We start from the raw sequence: 19,253 nt of genomic DNA, 5'->3' as shown, positions 1-19,253 counted from the left end.
GGGGGGGGGGGGGGGGTTGGGGGGGTTTGGGGGCGGGGGTCGGGGGGGCCCCGCGGCCGGCCCCCCCCGGGGGGGGGCCCCGCCCCGCGGGCGCGCGGGCCGGGACCGCCTGGCCGGGCCCGGCGGTCCAGCGCGCCGGGCCCGGTGCCCGTGTCCGCCCCCGAGCGGCCACGGACGTGTGCATCCAGGCCCGGCTGGAACCCCCCAGCTCGTGCCGGGCCTGGACGTGAAGGGCCTGCCCCGCCCTGACCCCCCGGAGAGAGCGAGGCAGGCCGCCGGACGGCTGGTCAGGGCCGTCCGGCCTGGCCCACGCAGCCGGATCCCCGGCCGGCCGGTGGGCGTCGCCGCAGGAGCGGTGCTCGACCGCGGCGAGTCTGGTGGTAGTGGTGGTCATCGCGCGGCCTTCACGGCGTCGAGGGCGCGCCGCATGGCGATGGCCGTCGCGCTCCCGGGCCCGCGCCGTCCGTTCTCGACGTCGGTGATGGCGGCCCTGGGGACGCGGGCGAGCCGCGCGAGGCTGCGCTGGCTGAGTCCGAGCTGGTTGCGCCGCTGGTTGAGCATGCGTCCTTCGGCGATGGCTTGGGCGCGGGCGGCGGACACGATCTCGGGCTCGTCGGTGGCGGTGGCCCGGATCCGCTTGGGCCGGGGCAGCCGCTCGTCCTCGCTGTTGAGTTCGCCGGCGGCCCATCGTTCGGCCAGGGCGGCGGCCCGCTCGGCGGTGAGGCCGGGCGGGATCTCCCAGGTGATGGTGAGGATCATCGCCGCCCCCTCAGGAGTGCGCCGAGCAGGCTGGGCCGGCGTGCGGGCTGGGTGGCGCGCACGAGCGCCTCCATCTCGTCGGCGGGGATCTTGCGCTCGGGCGCGGGCACGCCCGCGGTGGCGCTCTCCTCGATTTCTCGGGCGAGACGGAGCAGCTCGTGCGTGATGTAGGTGGGCTCGCGGTCGGCGATGTCGCGGATGCGGCGGACGATCTCCGTGTGGGTCATGGCCGGTCTCCGTTGACGGCGCGGGCGATGGCGAGGGCGTGCTGGAGGTCGTCGGGCAGCGGGCCGCTCTCGGTGAAGGGCACGCCGCTCCAGGACTCCAGCCAGTCGGCGAGCGGCCGGTCCATGGGCCGGTTGGGCTGTTCGCGGAGCTTGGCGGCGGCCTGGGCGATCTCCTGCTCGGGGCTCACGACTCGCTCCGGGTGTATCCGGCGGCCAGAACGGCGCGGGCGTTGGCCTCGACGGTCGCCCATGGGTCGAGCAGCGCGACGAGCTGCTTGAGCTGCTCAGGATCGGGCTCAACCTGGGCCACGTCGGCAGCGGCGGCAAGGCAGGCGGCGAGCTCACGCGCCACGCCAGGCGTGGTCGTTCCGGCGACGCGGCCCGCGTCAGCGTTGACGCGGTTGCCGTCGATCCAGCCGTGAGCGCGGAGGTCCTCCGTGCTCGGGCGCGGCAGGATGATGGGCGCTTCCTGCCCGGCCGCCTGATACAGCGCGGCGACCAGCTCTGGCAGGTCCTCGGGGGCGAAGTGCCAGCCGGAGAAGTCCGGCTCGCCGAGCCACACGCCCGTGAAGTGTTTGCCGGAGGCGGCGATCATCAGCTTCCGGTCATTGAGACTGGTCATGGTGTGGCTCACGCTGCCTCCCGAGGCAGGATGCGGGCGGTGTGGGTGGCGCTGACCGGGAGGCCCCAGTCGCCCGAGCAGGCGACGCGGGCGTGCTCGCCGAGAACGGCGTCCAGCGACCCCTCGTAGGGCTCGAACCGGTCGATCGGGTAGTGCCTGCCGAGGTGGACGATGACGTCGCCCACGGTGAGCTCGGGGCCGGTGACGCGCACGCCCCAGGCCGGGTCCTCCCAGCCGATCGGGTGCGGGCTGTACGGCCGCGTGTACATGCGCGGCATCGGCTCACCCGGAGCCTGCCTGCGGGCGCGCTGCCTCTGGTGGGCGTCCGCCATCTCGTCAGGGCTCATCGTGCCGCCGTACCAGGCCGCCTGAGCGTCGGACCGGAAGCGGGCGCCCGGGATCACTGGAGGCTTGCCACGGCGGCGGGCCTGGTCTTCCCGCTTCGCCCCCTTGCACGGCTCGCACGCCTCGACCTGCCGGTACTTGTGCTGCCGGTAGCCGCGGATGGTGCCGTGCTCGATACCTTCGGCCTGGCCGTGGACGCTCATCGCTCACCTCGCCGGGACTGCTCGTCGAGGTCGGCCGCGCTCTTCGCCTCGTGGGCGCGGACCTTCCGACGGAAGCGCCACACCGTGAAGTCCTCGCGGGCCTCGCGCACGGCGCGGGCGAACGCCTTCGCCATGGCGATCTCCAGCAGGCCGATCGCGCTCGACACGAACAGGAAGGCGATCATGCGGGGCAGTTCCTCACGCATCGGCCACCCCCGCAGCCTCACGCCACGCGCGGATCTCCGGGTCGTCGAGGTAGCCGGCCCCGTGCCCGGTCAGCGCCGTGGCGGCGGCCTGGGCGGCGGTGAAGTGCGCCAGGGCGTGCGTCGCCTGTGCCTGGTAGACGGCGCATGCCTCACGCCGCTCCTCCAGTGACAGGTTCGTGTCCAGCGCCGCTTCCCACGGGATGTCCAGCGAGGCGAGCAGGCGCTCGCCCACGCGGTAGTGAGCCGGGCCGTTCACTTCTTGCCTCCCTTCGGATCCTTCGGCATGGGGGTGGTGCGGACGGTGCGGCCGGTCCGGATGGCCTCGCGCCGCACGTCGGCCGCGAGCTGCTCCGCCAGGCGGGCCGCCGCCTCGATCAGGTCGTTGCGGTCGCTCATCGCTTCCCCGGCTTCCTGGCCAGCGAGGGATGGCCGGTCACGAGCTGCACGGCCGCGACGTGGGCGCACTCGGCAGGCCGACGGCAGGTACACGACCACGTGTTGTCGACCAGGTGCACGAGGTAGGTCGAGGAGTGACCGTCGACGTGAGCTCGAACGACGTCGGCGCGGCGCTGGCCGTCGTGTTCGGTGGCCGCCGCCGCAGTGACCGTGACCCTGCCAGCCCGGAGGTAGGAGCACGCCTGGGCACGCACGTCCATCGCCATCAGGACGCACCGCCCTTGCACTCGTCCTCGAAGTGGTCGCCGCGGACTCCGCACGTCTCGCACAGGTAGTCCGCCGCCGGCCGCTCCGGCGCGGCCGGGTCCTCAGCCGTCGCGGGGGCCGGGCCGCTCCCCGCCTTGGCCTTCTCCTTCGACTTCGCGGCCTTGCCGACCACTTCGTCGACGCTCACCCGCGGCGGCGGGAACTCCTCCTCGATGGAGAGCTCGCCCCGGCGCAGGCTGTTGAACGTGATGCCGAGCTGGGCGACGTCGTACTCGGTCCACTTCGCCGCCGGTCGGCCGACCTTGTCGGCGAGCTGGTCGGTGGTGATGCCGAGGCTCTCGAACATGGCGACGGCGTCGGCGATGCGCTGCGGGAGGGGCTTGCCGCCCCCGTCCGCCAGTGTCTTGTGCGCGATCTCCTTGGCTTCCTCGACGAACCACGGCGGGAGGATGGAGAAGATGACCTCGCGCAGGCGGCGGGCACCCATGTTGGCGTTGTTCTCGTAGATGTCGCGCATGTCCGTGAGCGCCTTCGGGCCGCCGGCCACGTCGCGCTTGTGCGGCACGATGAACGTCGTCGACGACCGCGAGTTGGTCTGGACGTCCCAGGCCCACGCCTGCATCTCGGACTGGTGGTAGTCGTCGTCGCGGCGCAGCTCGACGATCCCGTACTGGACGTTGCCCCAGCAGCGGGCCAGCTCGCGCGCCATGTGCACGCTCGGGCCGTTCACGGTGGTGCCGCCCCGCTTGTAGCTGTAGAACGCCCGGGCTGCCAGCCCCTTCTGCTTGCAGGACTGCCGCATCTCGAACTGCGCGGCCTGAATATCGCGCGGGCACTGCTGGGCGACGATCACGGCCGCCTGGACTTCGGCGACGGCGCGGGACTGCTCGACCGCGGTGCCCTGCCCGACACGGCCGGGCGCGGCCGTGCGGGTGATGGCGGGCTCGATGTCGCGGCGCGTGGTCACGAAGCCTCCTGGAGGTAGTCGTTCTCCACCCATGCGGGCAGGGAGATGAGCTCGATTTCGTCGCTGTGCGCGGGCCAGTGGCAGGTGGCCACGCACTCCGCGTAGACCTCCAGCGCCTGGCGGTTGCGCTCCCGGCCGACGCGCAGCGCGGTGCGCCTCAGCTCGACGACGGTGATCAGGTAGGGGGCGTCCTTGGACTGGACGACGAACAGGAACGCGAGGTCCTCGCCGAGCCCGAGCGCCTCGGCGCCGTCGAGGTACCAGGCGGCCTGCTGGTAGTAGCCGTACTGGTAGACGGTGCGGGCGATGGCGCCCGGGTCGGCGGAGTGGCTGGTCTTGTAGTCGGGGATGATGAGCCGCCCCTCGGTGACGTCGGGCAGCCAGTCGAAGCGGGCGCGCCGCCACACCTTGGTCGGCCCGTCCTGCCAGATGAGGCTCTGCTCGGGCTGGCCGTGCTCGGGGTCGAACAGGGCGCCGGCGATCCGGTGCTTGCGGATCGCGTCGGCCATGTCGTGCACCTGCTGGTACTCGCCCGGCTTGAGCGGGATGGCGCCGTCGGCGCGGACGGCGGCCACCTCGGCCTTGACCTTGTTGGTGTCCCAGCGTTCGGCGTCGATGCGCACGAGCTCGGGGCCGCTGCCGAGCACGAGCTTGTGCGCGGCGTGCCCGATGTCGAAGTGCTTCTTCGGTGCGGGCGGGTTGTCGCGCTCGTGCTTGTAGATGGCGGGGCAGTGCGGTGGGAGGAGCTTGCGGGCGCCGCTGGAGGACAGGGAGCCGCCTTCAACGGGGTCGAGGTGGTAGAGCTCGTCGGGCATGTCGTAGACGCCGGGCTCGCTGATCTTCTCCGCCCATTCGGGCCAGGTGGCGATCTCGCTCATGCCGCACCGCCGAACAGGTGACTGGCCAGCGCCGTCTTGAACTCCATCTCGGTGGCCGGGCGGATCGTCGGCTGATGCTCCGCGTACTCGTCGGCGGCGCTGAGCGTCAGGAACAGATCAGCCGCCTCCTCCGCGTCCAGCAGGCCGGACGGAACCTTCGAGGCGAAGAACGGGGCGCGCTGCCCGTCCACCTCGACCACCCACTTGCCGTGGCCGGTCGAGCGGGGCATCAGGGCCAGGCCCTCGTCCAGGAGGCAGTCCTCCAGCGCCGTGGCATCGCCCAGCTCGTGGCCGGAGTCGCTGCCGTCGCCCTGCTGCCAGGTCCTGAGGGCGCGGGCGATGGCCTCTCGGCGGGCCTTGTACGGGTTCTTCTTCTGGGGAGCGTTCTCGCTCATCGACGGCCGCCCTTCGCGAGGGCGGCGCGCAGCCGCTTGGCCTGGTCGCTGACCCGCCTGGCGAGCAGCTGGCCGCGCTCGCGCATGGTGGCGCGCATCCGCCGCTCGGTGCGCGTGCCGCCGTGGCGGAGCGGCTCCAGCCACTCCTCGGGGCTCATCGCCTTGCGGCGCTGCTCCCACTCGGCCACGTCGGCCGCCGTGATCTTCAGCATGCTGGCCGTCTTCGGCGCCGGGTCGATCGGCGGCGACAGCTCCTGCCGCACAATCTGGATGGGCTCGGTGACGGCGCCGGGAGCGGCGCGGTGGCGGCCGGCCATCACTTCCCCTTCCCGGGTGTCCGGCGGGCGGGAGCGCGGCGCGTCTCCGGCAGGGTGGCGACCTTCTCCACGGCCTTGTCGAGCGCCGGGTCGTCGCCGCCGTACGGCTCGTCGACGGCGACGGGGGGCTCCGGAGCCGCAGGGAGGTCCGGCTCCGGAGCGCTCGTGGGGGCCAGCACCTCTTCGAGCGCGGCCAGCTCCTTGTCCCACATAGCGGCCTGGCCGGCCAGCGTTTGGGCGAACTGGCGGCGGGCGCGGATGCCGTCCAGGTCACCGCGGTGCACGCCGTACTGCCGGAGGCCGATGTGGAAGGTGGACCAGTTTTCGTCGAGGGTGTGGCGGATCTGGTCGATCGGGATCTCGCCCCAGTCGGTGAACGGCACGCTGGTCATCGGGTCTCCTGGCATGTGGTCGAGTGGGGGCCGTCGGGGGTGGGACACGAGCAGAGCGAGACGCCGCGGCGGGCGAGCTCGGCGCGGATCGCGGGCTCGAACACCTCCTCGTGCAGCTGCACGGCGCTGCCGAGGGCGGCGTAGCGGCGGATCTCGCGGTACCTGGCGAGCAGCTCGGGCGTCTGCTGGGTGCGGATCGCGGCGCGGGTCGGCTCCCATGGGTCAGGAGCGGGCTCGTCCTCCGGCAGGAGGAGCACGCCCGTGACCACCCCGGCCAGGATGACGGCGGCGATGATGACGCCGCCGAGTGCGCGATCGACGTCGGCGAGCAGGACGCCAGCCATGGTGACGCAGGCTGGCACGATCATGATGGCGAGCGCGAGCCAGTTGCGGCCGGTGATCATGTGCGCCTCCTTCGGCCCGGCACCGGCAGGTCCTGCGGCCGGTACAGGCGGCGGCCGCCGCGCACGAGGTACGGAAGGCGGCCGGCTCGCACCGCGCGGCGGAAGCCCTGCCACGACAGCCCGGCCTCGCGCATCGCTTCCTTGCGCGTGAGGAGGGGCATCACGCACCCCCGTCCACGGCGGCCAGGAGCGTGGCCAGCTCCGGCGAGTCCCAGCCCGCGTAGCGCTGCTCGCGCTGCGCGCGGGACACCGCCGCCTCCAGGTCCTGGTCGCGCCCGGCCAGCGGCCGCCACACGCCCTGGTCGCGCCGGAACGCGATGTAGGCCATCGCGCGGTGGTCGTGCGGGGTGGCCGACACGACCACGTCGAGGTCGCCGCCGGGCCTGTGACCGACGTGCTCGACGGCGTACGTCTCGTGCTCGCCGGCGACGATGCGCCAGTGCGGCAGCGCCAGCGGCACGACGCGCTCGTCGAAGCTGATGCCCTTCGGCAGCTCGTAGAAGTGGGCGGGCTGCGGCTTGTAGACCCGGAGCCGCCGCTGCTTGTCGCGGATGACCTCGACCGCCTCGCCGCGCCGGAGCGCGGCCGTCGCCTCTTTGAGGACGCTCACGCCGCCTCCTCGATCAGCTCGCTGACGATGAGGTGGATGAGGGGCAGGTCGTTGCCGGGCAGGAACAGCCGCTCCGCCTGCGCCTCGCTCAGGCCCAGGACGCGGGCCGCGCGGGCGGCGACGGGCACGCCGCGCACCTGCCGCCCGTCGACGTCGGCCACGACCACGCTGGCCGCCGCGTCGCCGCTGTCCGGCTTGAGAAGGAAGTCCACCGGGCCGCCGGGCTCGGTCGCCCACCGGCCGCCCGCCAGGAGCGCGGCGTGCGCGGCGAAGCACATCCGCCAGTTGCTCTGCCGCCACTCGGCGCGGTTGGCGTCGATGTGCGCGAGCGTGTCGCGCAGCAGCTCGGTGTTCACGCCGCCACCTCGCACAGGTCGTGGATGGTCTGGCGGAGCTCGTCGAGCGTGTTCGTGGGCGCGAACAGCTGCCGCCCCTGGCGGTCGGTGATGCCCAGCAGACGGCACGCCCGCTCCCACACCCACACGCCCTCGACGACGTGGCCGGACGGCAGGCGCAGGTAGTGCGCCTGGCACACCTCGCGCTCGTCGGCGGTGGCGACGACGGCGAGCGACGGCTCCTCGGTGACGTCGTCGGTGACCCACCGGCCGCCGGCCTGGGTGACGACGTGGGCGGCGAGGCAGCGCCGCCAGTCGCCCTGGTCCCACTGCTCGGGGTGGGCGGCGACGTGGTGGAACGCGGACTTGAGCAGGGGGACGTTCGGCATCACGCGGCCTCCGCCCTGGTCAGGCGCTCCATGGCGGCGGGGTCGATCGGGTCGATGTACGGGACGCCGAGCCGGTCGGCGACGTCGCGGGCGTGGTCGCGCAGGCGGTGGGCGGGGATGCCGCGCTCGCCGCCGTGGAACATCGGCTGGTCGTCGGGCCGGTGCTCGACGATCTCCAGCGGGGAGCGGCCGTCGGGCATCCGCTCGCCCAGGACCAGCTCGGAGTCCGGCACGATCCGGACCGTCACGTGGTGGACCTCGGCGGCCAGCTCGGTCACGGCGTCGCGGATGTCGGAGAGGTCGTTGCCGCCGTGGAACAGGCTGTCGGCCTGCCGCATGTCCAGGCCCAGCACCCGCTTGGCACGGTCCTCCACGTCGACGACGGAACCGATCTCGTCACGCTCGACGACGTCGTCGGGGCGGTCGTCCGCCTCGGGGGTCAGGTAGCGGGACAGCCAGTGGTCGGCGTCGGTCGCCCACCGGCCGCCGGACAGGTCGGCGGCCCAGCCGGCGAAGCACATGCCGGTGCGGCAGCGCCACTCCTTCTGCACCCACGTCTTGGGGTGCTGCTCGATGTGCGCGAGGACCTGGCGCAGCAAGACCACGTTGGTCGTGGGGTGCGTCGTGGCCGCCTCGGCGGTGATCGTCTGGTGGCCCATCACGCACTCGCCTTCTGGTCGCCGTCGATGAGGGCGCGGATGCCGTCCTCGGGGAAGCGCCAGTGGCCGCCCGGCGTGCGGATCGCGGGGACCTTGCCCGCCTTGGCCCAGGACGCCGCGGTGCCGGGGTTGACGCGGAACATCGCCGCGACCTCCGCCGTGGTGAACGGCTGCTTCTGAGTCATCGGTTGTCCTTCCGGTTGCAGGTGGAGCGGTAGGGTTGGGATCGCCGGTGTCCTTCCGGCGCGGCCTGGCCAGTTGCACCTGGCCAGGTCTTTTGCTTGCTCGGCGTGCTACGGCTCAGTGGCCGTAGACGTGGTAGCCGCCGTTCCAGTCCCAGCTCTTCTTGGCGAGCTCGACGCCAGCGGCCGTGGTCACCCAGGCCGTGTCGGCGTCGTTGTTGTAGAACTGGCCGGCGGTGCCGCAGTCGACGTCCGAGTCGGCGTACAGCCGGTACTCGCTGCCGGCCTTGTGGTCGCCGCCCGCGCGGACGCCGTTGAAGACGGTCACGTACTCGCCGGCCGCCAGCTCGGTGGTGCTGTTGTCCGGCAGGTCGGTGATCTTGTACGTGTTGCAGGAGTGCGATCTGTTGGCCAGCGTGCGGCCGTGCGCCCAGTTGTCCTCGACCAGGACGTTCGCGATGTCGACGGCGTGGTCGGAGACGTTCTTGAACGTGACGTACTCCCGGTTCCTGTTGCTGTAGGAGTCCGCGCCCATGGCGTCGGTGCCGACGCGAACGATCCGCAGGTCGTCGCTGTCGGGAGCCACCGCAGCGGCGGACGTGGCGGCGGACGCCGGCGAGGCGGCCAGGCCGCTGAACGCCAGCGCGAACGCGGCGAGCGAGATGAGGATCTTCTTCATCGTGATCTTTCTGTGAGGTTGGGGCCGGTGACCCGGCCTTGTGCCGCCCCAGTCCGGAGCGGACGCGGTGAGCCCTAAGCGGGCAGGGGGTCGTGGCGTCGACGGCGGGCCGCGAGGGCGAAGAGGCGGTCCCGCGCGACGCTGTCGCGACGGTTCTGCGCCTCGACCGACCGGTGGCGGAGCTTCCTGTTCACCCGCCGACGCTGCGCGGGGGTGAGCGTGGCCCGGCCGGTCTGGGTCAGGTAGCGGGACGCACGCTGGTCGGAGTCGAGCATCGGGGAGTCCTCTCGGGGTCAGGCCGCAAGCTGGCGGGAGGTCGTGCCGCCGAAGATCCGCCGGATCTTGACGATCTGCTCGGCGGTGAGCGGGGGCGCGGCGGCGACGATCGCGGCGACGGCCGCGATGCGCTCGGGGTCGCACTGGTCGATGCCGGCAGCGGTCTGGCAGTTGCGGCAGATGCGCCGCCACGCCTCGTTGCGGGTGCCGCACTCGTCGCACGTCCACATCGGCCGGGCCGGCGGCTGGGGCTGGCGCTGAGGTTTCATGCCGCCGCCTCCGGCATCAGGTCGGCGACCGTGCAGTCCAGGACGGTGGCGAGCTTGTGAAGGACCTCCGGCGACGCCCCGTACTTGCCGCTCTCGATGTGCGACATGTGCTGAGGCGAGATGCCCGCGAGGTGTGCCAGCTCGCCCTGCTTCAGGCGCTTCTCGATGCGGCGTTTGTAGATGCGATCACCGTCCTGGGGGACCTTCTTCGACGGCGGTCGGCTCCCTTCCCGTTGCGGGCCGGGTCGCCGACGCCACGGTTTGGGCGTTTCATCCGTCTTCACATCCACGAGAGTACGACTGAGTGTGAGAGAGTACAAGTTTTTCTTGGACTTTTACGGACATGAAGGTGACGAGGACCGAACCTGACTAGCGCTCTATTGCAAAATCTCGTATTCTCTGACTGGTCTATCGAGAGGTCAGACAGGTGATGAGTGAAGCGCCGGAGCCACCACCGGAGGCAAAGCTCATCCGCCTCGCACGCAAGGCGAAGGGCCTGAGCCCCGAAGAAGCAGCCCCGCTCACCAGAGGCTTGATCGGCGCCAGCCGGTGGAGGCAGATCGAGAACGGCTACGCCGTGCGCAGCGGCGAGCGCATCCCCACCACCGCAACACCCAAAGTCCTGGCCCGCATGGCGTTCGTAGTCGACGTGACACCCGACCGGCTCAGGGGCATCCAATGCGACGAAGCCGCAGAGATCCTGGACGAGATCATCTACCAGGAGCGGGGACAGAAGCCGGCACAGCCCGCGCCCGAGCCGGCACCTGAGCCGGCCGACGCCCAACTGCGCCACCTTCTCGACCTATGGATGCAGCTGAGCCCCGTCGAGCGGCGTGCCGCGATCGGCGTGCTGGAAGAGATGGTCAGCGAATCCACAGAAACGGTCAGTAAACCCGATCAAGGGCTAGAACGTCGCACGGGGTGACGCGAGATAACGAATCCGCCACAAGCGCCGCAATTAGTTGAAAGTTTCCTTCGTTGAGCGTGCTATTGGTGACGACGCCTGGGACGCACATCGCACCTCAACGGGGAGGTCCCCTGTCTCATGCACCAAGCGCACCACGAGCCCGATGGGGACGGGCCGGACTCAAGCTTGATCAACACCCTCCAGGTCCGCACCCGGCGGATCACCACCATGGCGCGCTGGGCCGCCCGCTCAGCCGAGATCATCGCCCAGCTGCGCGCCGAAATCGCCCAGCTGCGCGCTGAGGGTGCCCAGTCGATCATCGAGCGCGCCGAGCTTCACGAGGAGGTCGTCTACTGGCGGCGGCGCGCCGCGCGCCGCGAAGGCCTCAACCCTGACGAGACGCCGCCAGCGCAGTACGTGGAGGCGCTGCGCACCACCCAGTGGGAGCCGACCCGCGAGCTACTGGTCGACGTCGACGGCATGCCCGCGTGGATCCAGATCGACCGCCACCCTGCCGCCGCCCCGGACCCGCTCGGAGAGATGCGGGCCTGGCAGCTCGTCGTGGCCGCCGTGCGGCAGGCCCGCGGGACCCGGGCGGTGCTCGCATGATCCGCTTACCACGCATCACGTACGCACGCCTGCCCGAGGGGCAACGGTGGATCTTCCAGAAGGACGGCGACGACGAGCAAGCCATCATCGTCATCAACGAGGCACTCGACGAGCGCCGCCGCCGCGCCGCCCGCAGGGAGGCGCTGGCCCGCTACTTCCGGGAGACCCAGCCGGCGTTCCTGCCGATCGTGTTAGTTCTCGCCGTGCTCGACTGGCTCCGGATGGGTGCCCGCCATCCGCTGGGGGCGGCAACGATGGGAAGCGCCCTCACCGTGGCAGGCCTCGCTCTCCTGACGGGCGACCCTCCGCGGATCGCCGCCCCGCCGCCGCCTGTCATCACCGTCACGCCTTCGCCGCCGCCAGCCACGAGCCCTACCGCGGCGAGCACCACCAGCGCACCCCCGGGATGGGAGCGCTCCACGCGGCGGCCCGGGCCCGCCGACACGGTGCGAGCCGTACGTCCGACCCGGACCCGGCCGCCGCACACGCCGGCGCCCCGCACCCGCACCGCCAGGCCCACACCCCGGGCCAGCGCCGCCGAGCGGGAACCCACCATCGCCGCGATCAACGGCCCCGCCACACCACCGCCCGGTCCGGCCGACACCGCGCCGCCCGGTCCGGAGACCACCTCGGCGCCCAGCCCGGACGATCCGGGCCCAGTACCGGAGGGGCCCGAGATCGTTGATGAGCAGGCGGCCGCAGGGCCGGTGTGCGACGGCCTCGTACACGTCGACGTTGGGCTCGACCCGCTACTCGGCATCGACGCCTGTCTGCTCGGCTGACTGGCCGCGCCAGATGATGCGGGTGTACTCCCAGTCGGCGTAGTTCTTACGGCCTGGGCCGACCGGGAGTACCTCGATCCGCTCGCACATGGCGCGCAGCAGTTCGCGCTGCTGGGGCATCGTCAGCGCCATCCAGCGATCCACGACGACCTGGAAGTCGGGGTCGGCGACGGCGTGCACCAGCGGCGCGGACCGCATCGAGCGGGCCCGTGCTTCCAGCCGGTCGATGCGCGGCTGGATCTCCTTCTCCATGTGCGCCACCGCCATCGGCGACAGATCCCCGGACGCGCCCTGGGAGTAGATCACCAGGAGCCGGTCCCGGAGAGTCGCGATCTCTGCGAGCACACCGGACAGCTCAGGATCGTCGTCACCAGCCTGCGCGAGACTCTTCTGCATCTCGTCGCTCGCCAGTCGGCTCAGGACGACCTCGACAACGAATTCCTCCAGGCGGTCCTTGCCCCGTCCGACATGGCCCATACCGCTCGCTCCGGCCTGCCGGGGCCGGCAGATGTAGGTCAGCCGGCCCCGGGAGGGCTGCACGCGCAGGTCGGAGCCGCACACGCCGCAGAGCGCGATCCCGGACAGTAGATGTTTGATGGCTACGTCCCGGCTCGTGCGCCGTTCCGGCGCGGTCAGCAGTGCTACGAGGGAGTAGTGCTGCTCGGGCCTGATGATCGGGTCCCAGTCCGCCGGTCCCACGATCGCGCCCTGGTGCACGCGTAGCGCCGCGTAGCCGGGGTTCAGAAGAAGGTCACGCACCTGCGAGTGCGACCATCCAGTTAGCGAGCGGCGCGGCGTGGGGATGCCACGCTGGTTGAGCTCGGCGGCCAGGGCGTGCGGTGCGACGCTCTTCAGCGCCCGCGTGGCAAGGCTGTCGACCAGGCCTGCCCGGGTGTACACCTCGACCGGCATCGGCGGCGTGCTGCGCACCAGGCACGCTGAGCGGATGGCGAACTGGCGGCGGACGTCGAGCACCTGGCGCACGAGCTGACCGGTGCGCACGTCGTACTCGCGGCGATAGCCGTACAGGACGCGGCCGTGAGGCTTGCCCTCGATGGCCATCGCCGCCTTGTCCCGGAGCACGCGCAGGCTCGTCTCCTCCGACGCGTAGGCGGCCGCCACCCCCTCATCTGCGAGCGCCTTCCAGTCGCGTGGTTTACGGACGTCGTAGGTGTGGTCGTGGCTGGTGATGTGGATCAGGGTGCCGCGGCGGCGGCAGGCGTTGAGCAGCCGGGCCCACATCTCCAGCTCGCGATTGCCGCGGCTGGGCTCCCACATGACCAGGACGTCGATGCGGCGGGGCTCCAGGTCGGCGAGGAGGCGTTCCCAGTCGGGGCGGTCTCCTCGCGCGAATCGCGACGCGCTGAGGTCGTTGTCCTCGTAGACTCCGGCCACGACCCAGCCGTTGGCGGAGCAGGCCGCCCGGTTGGCGGTGTTCTGCTGGCCGACGGATCGGCGCTCCCGCGTGCGGTCGTCGCTGACTCGGTCGTAGATCGCAGCCTCAAGCGCCTTGCTCATAGCCGGATCGTAATCTACTTTCATGTGTATAGCGAAGGTTGTTCGTGCTCAACCTGTTCATGGCGGTCGTGGTGAGCGCCATGGACGAGGAGTCGGCCGCCGAGCTGGCCGAGCTGGAGGACGTCTCGGCGGCCTCCACGCAGCGCATCCTGGACGAGCTGACGGCGCTGCGCCAGGAGGTGGCCGAGCTGCGCGGCCGGCTCACGCCGGACCGCGGCTAGACCGGCCCGGCGCGGCAGGCGCGTCAGCGGGAGTAGAACTCGACGACGAGCTGCTCGTCGACCGGGACGGCGATCTGCTCACGTTCGGGGCGGGAGACCAGCGTGAACGTGAGGTTCGCCAGGTCCGCCGACAGGTAGGCGGCGGTCCGCTCGTCGGCGTGCACGCCCTCGGCGGCGGCGACGAACGGCTGCATCCGGCGCGAGCGCTCGCGCACCGAGACGACCTGGCCCGGCTTGACCAGGTAGCTGGGGATGTCGACCTTGCGGCCGTCGACGGCGATGTGGCCGTGCGCGATGTACTGGCGGGCGGCGTAGATCGACGGCGCGAGCCCGGACCGCAGCACGAGCGAGGCCAGCCTGGTCTCCAGGATCGTGACCAGCTCGGCGCCCGAGGCGCCCGGCTTGCGGACGGCCAGATCCCAGTAGCGGCGCAGCTGCCGCTCCGACACGTCGTAGTACCAGCGCAGCTTCTGCTTCTCCATCAGCCGCAGCCCGTAGTCGCCGCTGCTGCGGCGGTTGGTCTTGCGGCCGTGCTCGCCCGGCGGGTAGGGGCGCTGCTCGAAGTAGCGGACGGCTTTCCTGGTCAGCGGCACGCCCGCACGACGTGACAGTCGCACCTTGGGACCGGTGTAGCGCACGTTCACCTCAATGTGGTTAGGTAGTCCTTACTTAGGTGAGCCTAACCTACTATTCAGTGTGATCTCAAGGAGGCGTCATGCTCCCGATCCCGGAGCGGATCCGCACCCTCGCCGCGACCGCCAGCGTCGCCCGGCTGTCCGTCGACGGCGCCCCCTCCCCCGCCCGCGGCGGCGTGGACGAGCGTGGCCGCCCGGTGCTCCTGGTCCGCCCCGGCGAGGCGCTGCACGGGCTGCGCGACGACGCCGTGGTGGCCGTGAACCTGACCTCGATGCGCCGCCTGGGCGACGTCGAGCACCCGCGCGGCCTGCTGGAGGTGCAGGGATGGGCGCAGCCCGTGCCCGAGCGCGAGGCCCGCGCGGCGGCGGTCGCGGTGGCGGCCGCCGACCCGGACGAGGCCCTGTTCGACGCCCTTGAGCAGTACGGCAGGCCCGGCGCGCCCCGGCTGCTGCGGCTGGACGTGGGCCAGGTCGTCTACCTGACGGGCCAGGAGTCGGGCGTGCTCGACGCCGACGAGTACCTGGACGCCCGGCCCGACCCGCTGGCGGAGACGGCCGAGCGGGTGCTCGCGCACGTCAACGCCTGCCACCGGCCGCAGCTCGCCAGCGGCGTGTCACGGCAGCTCGGCGAGCCGGCCGCCGACGTGTGGCTGTGGGAGCTCGACGCCTTCGGCGCCACCGTACGGGCCGACGGGGCGCTCATCCGCTTCCCCTGGCCCGCCCCGGCGTCCGGCGTCCGCGCCCTGGAGACGGCGCTGAACGGGCTGCTGTGCGCCTGCTGATCGAGTGCGTACTTGATCACGATTGTCACGTACGGGCACTGCCGGCCCCCAGGCGTGACTATCATCTGCCCCTGTGGGACAGACGGAACGGCGCGGGCGAGCCCTGCAGATCGCCGCGGCGCTGACCGGGACGGTCATGGTCGCGCTCGCGGGCGTCCTGGCGGGCGGCGGGCTGACCGGCGCCTCGCTCACCCAGGCGGGCATGCCCGACCTCGGCGGCGACGTCCCGGCGCACCGGAGCGGGATGCTCGTGTCGGTGCCCACGCGGGTCCCGGCGGCGCAGCCGACGCGGCGCGCCCCGGCCGGCAGCACGCCGCCCCACGCCCGCGTGGCGGCCACGCCCGCCTCGCCCGACGCCGGCCCCACCGAGCGGGTCCCGGCGCGGGTGCGCCGCTCCGGCGAGCCGACCCGGCGGCCGTCCGTCCGCCCCACGGCCGTGGCCCCGGCGCCGGACCGCTCCGGCCCGGTCACCGAGGCCGACCGCTCCGGCTTCCCGGCGGCCCAGCCGCCGACCGGCGTCACGACCCCGCGGCCCGGCCGCCGCACCCGCACGCCCGCTCCCCCGCAGCCGCCCCAGGACCGCGGCGACATGCGGTTGCGCGGTCACCGCTAGCGACCCGCCCCGGACGGGCACGGTCCATTGACCATTACGGTCAAAATTCGTTATTTCGGTCAGCCAGAAATACCGGTAAAGCGCCACTTGTGCCCTCTGCGGCGTGGGAGGGTGATCGCGATCTTCCACCCCCTCCGAGGAGAGCCCTTGCCATCCCATCGACGGGCGGCGCTCGCCGCCTTCGTGGCGGTCGCCTGCGCCGCCACGACCGGCGTGGCCACAGCGTCGGTCGCGCCGGTGAACATCACGGCGCCCGCGACCGGCGACGTGTTCATCAGCCAGGCCGCGCCCGCCACCGTTTACGGCGACGCCGAATGGATGTCCGTGTGCGTGAAGACGTGCAACGGCAAGACGGACGGCGAACGCCGGGCGCTCACCGCGTTCAAGGTGTCCGGCATTCCGGAGAACGCCAGGAATGTCACCATGACCCTCCAGGTGCGCGCCACCCGGACGACCAACACCACGGTCTCGGCGCACCGGGTCACCGGCGACTGGGCCGAGACCCGCACCACCTGGGACACCCGGCCCACGTTCGGCCCGGCCCTGGCCACGCGTACGGGCTTCACCGCCGGTCAGGTCGCCACGCTGGACGTCTCGAAGGCGTTCACCGGCAACGGCGCCTACTCCTTCGGGCTGACGGCCTCCGAGGGGCCGGTGGCGGTCCTGTACTCGTCCAGGACCACGGGCAAGGGCCCGACGCTCAAGATCACCTACATCCCGGCGGCGGCCACACCGTCCCCCTCACCGACGAGCAGCCCCACGGGCAGCCCGGCGCCCACCACGCCGCCCACGTCGCCGGACGGCGTGTGCCTGCCGTTCGACAAGCCGGCGGCCTCGGCGCTGCGCTCGTACGACCGGAAGGTCTTCGCCTTCTACTTCCCGCCCTACCCGCTGTCGATCGACGACAAGGACCCGTCGAAGGACCAGTACGCCTCCTGGCTGAACCCGCTCGGCTCCAACGGCATGTACGCCGCGCAGGGCGGCCACTCGCGCGACCGGCCGCTGACCCGCCCCGTGCGCGGCGGCGACTGGCGCACGGCCGACTTCGAGGTGGAGGTGCGTCAGGCCATCGCGGCCGGGCTGGACGGCTTCGTCTACGAGCACCACACCTCGGCTTCCGACCAGCGCTTCAACCAGTTCCCCAAGCTGCTGGCCGCGGCCAGGAACGTGGACCCCGGCTTCCGGATCATGCTGAGCCCGGACTTCCCCACGGCCAAGGACGCCCCGCACGACAAGGTCATCGCCGACATCCTGATGGCCAAGGGGCACCCGTCGCTCTATCACCTGCCCGACGGCACGATCCCGCTCGCCCCGTTCTACCCCGAGCGTCAGCCCCCGGCCTGGTGGGACGAGCTGCGCGCGAAACTGGCCGGCAAGGGCATGAAGACCGTCCTGGTGCCGATCTTCCTGGACTGGCAGGGCACCGGCAAGACCGAGTGGAACGACCACGTCGCCGGCTACTCCTCCTGGGGCGTGCGCTGGCAGAGCTCGACCGAGGGCTACAAGCGGGCGGGCCTCGAAGCGGCCGAGCGCGGCAGGTTCTACATGGCCCCCGCCTCGCTGGAGGACGTGCGCCCGCGCGACAAGCGCTACTGGGAGCCGTCCAACAGCGGCACGCTCCGGCAGTCGTTCGTCAAGGCCGACGAGGGCGGCGCGGCCATGATCTCGCTCATGACCTGGAACGACTACGCCGAGTCCTGGGTGGCGCCGTCGGTCGAGCGCGGCTACGCGCCGATGGACCTGATCGCGTACTACACGACCTGGTTCAAGACCGGCAAGTGGCCGGCGGTGAAGCGTGACGCGCTGTACTACTTCCACCGCAGCCACCACACCGACGCGCCGTTCGACAAGACGAAGCAGACGATCGGCCCGATCACGGTCCCGTACGGCGACGCGCCCAGGAACGAGGTGGAGCTGGTCGCCTTCCTCAAGGAGCCCGGCGTCGTCAGCATCAGGCAGGGCTCGGACGTGCGGACCAAGGAGGTGACCTCGGCCGGCATGGTGTCGTTCAAGGCGCCGCTGAAGCCGGGCACGACGCCGGTGTTCGAGCTGAAGCGGGGCGGCAGGCTGGTGCAGACGGTCAAGAGCCACACGCCGATCAAGGAGAGCGTGGTCTACCAGGACCTGATCAACCACGCGGGTGGCGGCCTGTCCTGCGAGCGGCCCCTGTGAGACGCCCGGTCAGCGGACCGCGAGGCTCTCGTCGACCGCTTCCGGCGACAGGACGTGGTCGAGGACCATCACCGCGCAGCCGCTGATGCCGGCGCTCGCGCCGAGGCGGCTGGGCTCGATGCGCAGCCGCCGGGTGGCCAGCGCGGTGGAGCGGCGGTAGACGACCTCGCGGATGCTCGACACGAGCGGCCCGAACGCCTCGGCCATGTCGCCGCCGAGCACCACGACCGACGGGTTGAGGATGTTGACCGCCCCCGCGAGCACCTCGCCGATGCGCCGCCCGGCCTCGCGCACGATGGCCATCGTCTCGGCGTCCCCGGCCCGGACCAGGGCCGTGACGTCGGCGATGGCCTTGACGTCCTTCCCGGCCGCGCGCAGCTCGCGCAGCAGCGCGGTGCCGCTGGCCACCGAGTCGACGCAGTCGATGTTGCCGCACCGGCACAGCACGCCGCCGCCGTCGCGGACCGGGATGTGGCCGATCTCGCCGGCGGCGCCGAGCGCGCCGCGCAGGATGCCGCCGCCCGCGATGACGCCGGCGCCGATGCGGGTGGAGATCTTGACGAACATGAGGTCGCCGAGCTCGGGGTAGACGCCCCGGTGCTCGCCGATGGCCAGCACGTTCACGTCGTTGTCGACCAGCACCGGGACCGGGAAGCGGGCCCGTACCAGGGGCGGGATGACCACGCCTGTCCACGACGCCATGACCCGCGCGCTCTCGGTGCGGCCCTGGGCGAACTCGACCGTGGCGGGCATGCCCATGCCGACGCCCCGGACGCACTCGCGCGGCCGGTCGCCGAGCAGGTCGTCCCAGGTGTCCATGACCAGCGGCAGCACCACGTCGGGGCCCTGCTCGACGTCGATGGCGAAGTCCTGTCCGGCCAGCTCGCGGCCGGCCAGGTCGCAGACGGCGACGCGGGTGCGGCTCGCGCCGAGCGCGGCGGCCAGCACGACGCCGCCGGAGGCGTTGAACTCCAGCCGCACGGGCGGCCGCCCGCCGGTGGAGGGGGCGTCGGTGCGCTCGACGACCAGGCCGCGTTCGAGCAGCTCGCCGACGCGGAGCTGCACCGCGGGCCGGGACAGGCCGGTCACCCGGCCGAGGTCGGCCCGGGTGACGGCCTCACCGGTGCGGATGAGGCGCAGCACCTCGCCACTCGTGGCGAGGCTAGCGGCGGTACGTCGTGCCATCGGCCAAGTGAACCACAGAGCCTTGTGTCATGAAAAGTCACGACTTTTTCAT

At 72.1% G+C, this 19,253-nt stretch carries 35 protein-coding genes; 7 read left to right on the top strand and 28 right to left on the bottom strand.

Features of this window, described 5'->3' with window-relative positions:
* Positions 1-390 precede the first annotated feature (390 nt).
* From AB0G11_RS33555 to AB0G11_RS33435, 25 genes are all read right to left on the bottom strand, one after another.
* Positions 391-759, bottom strand: a complete 369-nt coding sequence (locus tag AB0G11_RS33555) for a helix-turn-helix transcriptional regulator (RefSeq protein ID WP_357590698.1) — start codon at positions 757-759, stop codon at positions 391-393.
* A complete protein-coding gene (locus AB0G11_RS33550) occupies positions 756-986 on the bottom strand; it encodes a hypothetical protein (RefSeq protein ID WP_357590697.1) in 231 nt (76 codons plus the stop codon). Before AB0G11_RS33550 ends, AB0G11_RS33555 begins: the two co-directional genes overlap by 4 nt.
* Positions 983-1,174 (bottom strand): hypothetical protein, encoded by a 192-nt coding sequence (locus AB0G11_RS33545; RefSeq protein ID WP_357590695.1) that lies wholly within the window; start codon positions 1,172-1,174, stop codon positions 983-985. Before AB0G11_RS33545 ends, AB0G11_RS33550 begins: the two co-directional genes overlap by 4 nt.
* Positions 1,171-1,608 carry a hypothetical protein gene (locus AB0G11_RS33540; RefSeq protein ID WP_357590693.1) on the bottom strand — a complete coding sequence of 146 codons (438 nt, stop codon included), beginning with the start codon at positions 1,606-1,608 and terminating at the stop codon, positions 1,171-1,173. The genes AB0G11_RS33545 and AB0G11_RS33540 overlap by 4 nt, the downstream gene beginning before the upstream one ends.
* 8 nt (positions 1,609-1,616) lie before the next feature.
* On the bottom strand, positions 1,617-2,156 hold the full coding sequence (locus AB0G11_RS33535; protein WP_357590691.1) for a hypothetical protein: 540 nt from the start codon (positions 2,154-2,156) through the stop codon (positions 1,617-1,619).
* Positions 2,153-2,362 carry a hypothetical protein gene (locus AB0G11_RS33530; RefSeq protein ID WP_357590689.1) on the bottom strand — a complete coding sequence of 70 codons (210 nt, stop codon included), beginning with the start codon at positions 2,360-2,362 and terminating at the stop codon, positions 2,153-2,155. Before AB0G11_RS33530 ends, AB0G11_RS33535 begins: the two co-directional genes overlap by 4 nt.
* Positions 2,355-2,618 carry a hypothetical protein gene (locus tag AB0G11_RS33525; protein WP_357590687.1) on the bottom strand — a complete coding sequence of 88 codons (264 nt, stop codon included), beginning with the start codon at positions 2,616-2,618 and terminating at the stop codon, positions 2,355-2,357. The genes AB0G11_RS33530 and AB0G11_RS33525 overlap by 8 nt, the downstream gene beginning before the upstream one ends.
* Positions 2,615-2,758: a hypothetical protein gene (locus AB0G11_RS33520; RefSeq protein ID WP_357590685.1), complete on the bottom strand. Its 144-nt coding sequence runs from the start codon at positions 2,756-2,758 to the stop codon at positions 2,615-2,617. Before AB0G11_RS33520 ends, AB0G11_RS33525 begins: the two co-directional genes overlap by 4 nt.
* A complete protein-coding gene (locus tag AB0G11_RS33515) occupies positions 2,755-3,018 on the bottom strand; it encodes a hypothetical protein (protein ID WP_357590683.1) in 264 nt (87 codons plus the stop codon). Before AB0G11_RS33515 ends, AB0G11_RS33520 begins: the two co-directional genes overlap by 4 nt.
* Positions 3,019-3,023: 5 nt before the next feature.
* Positions 3,024-3,992 carry a hypothetical protein gene (locus AB0G11_RS33510; protein WP_357590681.1) on the bottom strand — a complete coding sequence of 323 codons (969 nt, stop codon included), beginning with the start codon at positions 3,990-3,992 and terminating at the stop codon, positions 3,024-3,026.
* The gene (locus tag AB0G11_RS33505; RefSeq protein ID WP_357590679.1) at positions 3,989-4,870 is read right to left on the bottom strand and encodes a PD-(D/E)XK nuclease-like domain-containing protein; all 882 of its coding nucleotides are present in this window, start codon (positions 4,868-4,870) and stop codon (positions 3,989-3,991) included. Before AB0G11_RS33505 ends, AB0G11_RS33510 begins: the two co-directional genes overlap by 4 nt.
* The gene (locus AB0G11_RS33500) at positions 4,867-5,265 is read right to left on the bottom strand and encodes a hypothetical protein (RefSeq protein WP_357590677.1); all 399 of its coding nucleotides are present in this window, start codon (positions 5,263-5,265) and stop codon (positions 4,867-4,869) included. The genes AB0G11_RS33505 and AB0G11_RS33500 overlap by 4 nt, the downstream gene beginning before the upstream one ends.
* The gene (locus AB0G11_RS33495; RefSeq protein WP_357590675.1) at positions 5,262-5,582 is read right to left on the bottom strand and encodes a hypothetical protein; all 321 of its coding nucleotides are present in this window, start codon (positions 5,580-5,582) and stop codon (positions 5,262-5,264) included. Before AB0G11_RS33495 ends, AB0G11_RS33500 begins: the two co-directional genes overlap by 4 nt.
* Positions 5,582-5,974, bottom strand: coding sequence for a hypothetical protein (locus AB0G11_RS33490; protein WP_357590673.1), 393 nt, complete (start codon positions 5,972-5,974; stop codon positions 5,582-5,584). Before AB0G11_RS33490 ends, AB0G11_RS33495 begins: the two co-directional genes overlap by 1 nt.
* Entirely contained in the window at positions 5,971-6,378 is a 408-nt protein-coding gene (locus AB0G11_RS33485; RefSeq protein ID WP_357590671.1) for a hypothetical protein, read from the bottom strand. Before AB0G11_RS33485 ends, AB0G11_RS33490 begins: the two co-directional genes overlap by 4 nt.
* Entirely contained in the window at positions 6,375-6,539 is a 165-nt protein-coding gene (locus tag AB0G11_RS33480; protein WP_357590669.1) for a hypothetical protein, read from the bottom strand. The genes AB0G11_RS33485 and AB0G11_RS33480 overlap by 4 nt, the downstream gene beginning before the upstream one ends.
* Positions 6,539-6,988, bottom strand: a complete 450-nt coding sequence (locus tag AB0G11_RS33475; protein ID WP_357590667.1) for a hypothetical protein — start codon at positions 6,986-6,988, stop codon at positions 6,539-6,541. The genes AB0G11_RS33480 and AB0G11_RS33475 overlap by 1 nt, the downstream gene beginning before the upstream one ends.
* Positions 6,985-7,344 carry a hypothetical protein gene (locus tag AB0G11_RS33470; RefSeq protein ID WP_357590665.1) on the bottom strand — a complete coding sequence of 120 codons (360 nt, stop codon included), beginning with the start codon at positions 7,342-7,344 and terminating at the stop codon, positions 6,985-6,987. Before AB0G11_RS33470 ends, AB0G11_RS33475 begins: the two co-directional genes overlap by 4 nt.
* Positions 7,341-7,712, bottom strand: coding sequence for a hypothetical protein (locus AB0G11_RS33465; RefSeq protein ID WP_357590663.1), 372 nt, complete (start codon positions 7,710-7,712; stop codon positions 7,341-7,343). The genes AB0G11_RS33470 and AB0G11_RS33465 overlap by 4 nt, the downstream gene beginning before the upstream one ends.
* Complete coding sequence (locus AB0G11_RS33460) at positions 7,712-8,374, bottom strand: SGNH/GDSL hydrolase family protein (protein ID WP_357590661.1); 663 nt, start codon at positions 8,372-8,374, stop codon at positions 7,712-7,714. The genes AB0G11_RS33465 and AB0G11_RS33460 overlap by 1 nt, the downstream gene beginning before the upstream one ends.
* Positions 8,371-8,556 carry a helix-turn-helix domain-containing protein gene (locus tag AB0G11_RS33455; RefSeq protein WP_357590660.1) on the bottom strand — a complete coding sequence of 62 codons (186 nt, stop codon included), beginning with the start codon at positions 8,554-8,556 and terminating at the stop codon, positions 8,371-8,373. The genes AB0G11_RS33460 and AB0G11_RS33455 overlap by 4 nt, the downstream gene beginning before the upstream one ends.
* 115 nt (positions 8,557-8,671) lie before the next feature.
* Positions 8,672-9,232 carry a hypothetical protein gene (locus tag AB0G11_RS33450; protein WP_357590658.1) on the bottom strand — a complete coding sequence of 187 codons (561 nt, stop codon included), beginning with the start codon at positions 9,230-9,232 and terminating at the stop codon, positions 8,672-8,674.
* A 74-nt stretch (positions 9,233-9,306) separates the two neighbouring features.
* Positions 9,307-9,507, bottom strand: a complete 201-nt coding sequence (locus AB0G11_RS33445; RefSeq protein ID WP_357590656.1) for a hypothetical protein — start codon at positions 9,505-9,507, stop codon at positions 9,307-9,309.
* An 18-nt stretch (positions 9,508-9,525) separates the two neighbouring features.
* Positions 9,526-9,777, bottom strand: coding sequence for a zinc finger protein (locus tag AB0G11_RS33440; protein ID WP_357590654.1), 252 nt, complete (start codon positions 9,775-9,777; stop codon positions 9,526-9,528).
* A complete protein-coding gene (locus AB0G11_RS33435; protein WP_357590652.1) occupies positions 9,774-10,061 on the bottom strand; it encodes a helix-turn-helix transcriptional regulator in 288 nt (95 codons plus the stop codon). Before AB0G11_RS33435 ends, AB0G11_RS33440 begins: the two co-directional genes overlap by 4 nt.
* Positions 10,062-10,207: 146 nt before the next feature.
* Here AB0G11_RS33435 and AB0G11_RS33430 point away from each other — a divergent pair, with 146 nt between their 5' ends.
* From AB0G11_RS33430 to AB0G11_RS33420, 3 genes are all read left to right on the top strand, one after another.
* Complete coding sequence (locus AB0G11_RS33430) at positions 10,208-10,702, top strand: helix-turn-helix transcriptional regulator (protein ID WP_357590650.1); 495 nt, start codon at positions 10,208-10,210, stop codon at positions 10,700-10,702.
* A gap of 168 nt (positions 10,703-10,870) precedes the next feature.
* On the top strand, positions 10,871-11,293 hold the full coding sequence (locus tag AB0G11_RS33425; RefSeq protein ID WP_357590648.1) for a hypothetical protein: 423 nt from the start codon (positions 10,871-10,873) through the stop codon (positions 11,291-11,293).
* Positions 11,290-12,075: a hypothetical protein gene (locus AB0G11_RS33420; protein WP_357590647.1), complete on the top strand. Its 786-nt coding sequence runs from the start codon at positions 11,290-11,292 to the stop codon at positions 12,073-12,075. The genes AB0G11_RS33425 and AB0G11_RS33420 overlap by 4 nt, the downstream gene beginning before the upstream one ends.
* Here AB0G11_RS33420 and AB0G11_RS33415 read toward each other — a convergent pair.
* Entirely contained in the window at positions 12,043-13,593 is a 1,551-nt protein-coding gene (locus AB0G11_RS33415; protein WP_357590645.1) for a recombinase family protein, read from the bottom strand. The genes AB0G11_RS33420 and AB0G11_RS33415 overlap by 33 nt on opposite strands.
* A gap of 44 nt (positions 13,594-13,637) precedes the next feature.
* Between AB0G11_RS33415 and AB0G11_RS33410 the strand changes: the two genes are divergently transcribed.
* On the top strand, positions 13,638-13,814 hold the full coding sequence (locus tag AB0G11_RS33410; protein ID WP_357590643.1) for a hypothetical protein: 177 nt from the start codon (positions 13,638-13,640) through the stop codon (positions 13,812-13,814).
* Positions 13,815-13,837: 23 nt separating this feature from the next.
* On the opposite strand, the gene rpsD is transcribed toward AB0G11_RS33410, so the two are convergent.
* Complete coding sequence (rpsD, locus tag AB0G11_RS33405; protein WP_219517313.1) at positions 13,838-14,452, bottom strand: 30S ribosomal protein S4; 615 nt, start codon at positions 14,450-14,452, stop codon at positions 13,838-13,840.
* Positions 14,453-14,529: 77 nt separating this feature from the next.
* On the opposite strand from rpsD, the gene AB0G11_RS33400 reads away from it, so the two are divergent.
* The 3 genes from AB0G11_RS33400 (at position 14,530) to AB0G11_RS33390 (ending at position 18,016) form a co-directional block, all read left to right on the top strand.
* Entirely contained in the window at positions 14,530-15,231 is a 702-nt protein-coding gene (locus tag AB0G11_RS33400) for a DUF2470 domain-containing protein (RefSeq protein ID WP_219517305.1), read from the top strand.
* A 73-nt stretch (positions 15,232-15,304) separates the two neighbouring features.
* Positions 15,305-15,844 (top strand): hypothetical protein, encoded by a 540-nt coding sequence (locus AB0G11_RS33395; RefSeq protein ID WP_357590641.1) that lies wholly within the window; start codon positions 15,305-15,307, stop codon positions 15,842-15,844.
* A gap of 147 nt (positions 15,845-15,991) precedes the next feature.
* On the top strand, positions 15,992-18,016 hold the full coding sequence (locus AB0G11_RS33390) for an endo-1,3-alpha-glucanase family glycosylhydrolase (RefSeq protein ID WP_357590639.1): 2,025 nt from the start codon (positions 15,992-15,994) through the stop codon (positions 18,014-18,016).
* 9 nt (positions 18,017-18,025) lie between these two features.
* Here AB0G11_RS33390 and AB0G11_RS33385 read toward each other — a convergent pair whose 3' ends face one another.
* On the bottom strand, positions 18,026-19,201 hold the full coding sequence (locus AB0G11_RS33385; protein WP_357590637.1) for an ROK family transcriptional regulator: 1,176 nt from the start codon (positions 19,199-19,201) through the stop codon (positions 18,026-18,028).
* Positions 19,202-19,253: the final 52 nt, after the last annotated feature.

It is taken from the genome of Nonomuraea sp. NPDC023979 (assembly GCF_040639085.1).
In the GTDB taxonomy this organism is placed as follows: Bacteria; Actinomycetota; Actinomycetes; order Streptosporangiales; family Streptosporangiaceae; genus Nonomuraea; species Nonomuraea ceibae.
Note: the sequence above shows the minus strand (reverse complement) of the source record. Positions and strands in the feature narration are given on the sequence as shown.

Excerpts from the sequence above, each read along its gene's own strand:
- AB0G11_RS33555 (WP_357590698.1), bottom strand. The coding sequence starts at position 759 with ATGATCCTCACCATCACCTGGGAGATCCCGCCCGGCCTCACCGCCGAG.
- AB0G11_RS33550 (WP_357590697.1), bottom strand. The coding sequence starts at position 986 with ATGACCCACACGGAGATCGTCCGCCGCATCCGCGACATCGCCGACCGC.
- AB0G11_RS33540 (WP_357590693.1), bottom strand. The coding sequence starts at position 1,608 with ATGACCAGTCTCAATGACCGGAAGCTGATGATCGCCGCCTCCGGCAAA.
- AB0G11_RS33535 (WP_357590691.1), bottom strand. The coding sequence starts at position 2,156 with ATGAGCGTCCACGGCCAGGCCGAAGGTATCGAGCACGGCACCATCCGC.
- AB0G11_RS33530 (WP_357590689.1), bottom strand. The coding sequence starts at position 2,362 with ATGCGTGAGGAACTGCCCCGCATGATCGCCTTCCTGTTCGTGTCGAGC.
- AB0G11_RS33520 (WP_357590685.1), bottom strand. The coding sequence starts at position 2,758 with ATGAGCGACCGCAACGACCTGATCGAGGCGGCGGCCCGCCTGGCGGAG.
- AB0G11_RS33515 (WP_357590683.1), bottom strand. The coding sequence starts at position 3,018 with ATGGACGTGCGTGCCCAGGCGTGCTCCTACCTCCGGGCTGGCAGGGTC.
- AB0G11_RS33505 (WP_357590679.1), bottom strand. The coding sequence starts at position 4,870 with ATGAGCGAGATCGCCACCTGGCCCGAATGGGCGGAGAAGATCAGCGAG.
- AB0G11_RS33500 (WP_357590677.1), bottom strand. The coding sequence starts at position 5,265 with ATGAGCGAGAACGCTCCCCAGAAGAAGAACCCGTACAAGGCCCGCCGA.
- AB0G11_RS33495 (WP_357590675.1), bottom strand. The coding sequence starts at position 5,582 with ATGGCCGGCCGCCACCGCGCCGCTCCCGGCGCCGTCACCGAGCCCATC.
- AB0G11_RS33490 (WP_357590673.1), bottom strand. The coding sequence starts at position 5,974 with ATGACCAGCGTGCCGTTCACCGACTGGGGCGAGATCCCGATCGACCAG.
- AB0G11_RS33485 (WP_357590671.1), bottom strand. The coding sequence starts at position 6,378 with ATGATCACCGGCCGCAACTGGCTCGCGCTCGCCATCATGATCGTGCCA.
- AB0G11_RS33480 (WP_357590669.1), bottom strand. The coding sequence starts at position 6,539 with ATGCCCCTCCTCACGCGCAAGGAAGCGATGCGCGAGGCCGGGCTGTCG.
- AB0G11_RS33465 (WP_357590663.1), bottom strand. The coding sequence starts at position 7,712 with ATGCCGAACGTCCCCCTGCTCAAGTCCGCGTTCCACCACGTCGCCGCC.
- AB0G11_RS33455 (WP_357590660.1), bottom strand. The coding sequence starts at position 8,556 with ATGACTCAGAAGCAGCCGTTCACCACGGCGGAGGTCGCGGCGATGTTC.
- AB0G11_RS33450 (WP_357590658.1), bottom strand. The coding sequence starts at position 9,232 with ATGAAGAAGATCCTCATCTCGCTCGCCGCGTTCGCGCTGGCGTTCAGC.
- AB0G11_RS33445 (WP_357590656.1), bottom strand. The coding sequence starts at position 9,507 with ATGCTCGACTCCGACCAGCGTGCGTCCCGCTACCTGACCCAGACCGGC.
- AB0G11_RS33440 (WP_357590654.1), bottom strand. The coding sequence starts at position 9,777 with ATGAAACCTCAGCGCCAGCCCCAGCCGCCGGCCCGGCCGATGTGGACG.
- AB0G11_RS33430 (WP_357590650.1), top strand. The coding sequence starts at position 10,208 with ATGAGTGAAGCGCCGGAGCCACCACCGGAGGCAAAGCTCATCCGCCTC.
- AB0G11_RS33420 (WP_357590647.1), top strand. The coding sequence starts at position 11,290 with ATGATCCGCTTACCACGCATCACGTACGCACGCCTGCCCGAGGGGCAA.
- AB0G11_RS33415 (WP_357590645.1), bottom strand. The coding sequence starts at position 13,593 with ATGAGCAAGGCGCTTGAGGCTGCGATCTACGACCGAGTCAGCGACGAC.
- AB0G11_RS33400 (WP_219517305.1), top strand. The coding sequence starts at position 14,530 with ATGCTCCCGATCCCGGAGCGGATCCGCACCCTCGCCGCGACCGCCAGC.
- AB0G11_RS33385 (WP_357590637.1), bottom strand. The coding sequence starts at position 19,201 with ATGGCACGACGTACCGCCGCTAGCCTCGCCACGAGTGGCGAGGTGCTG.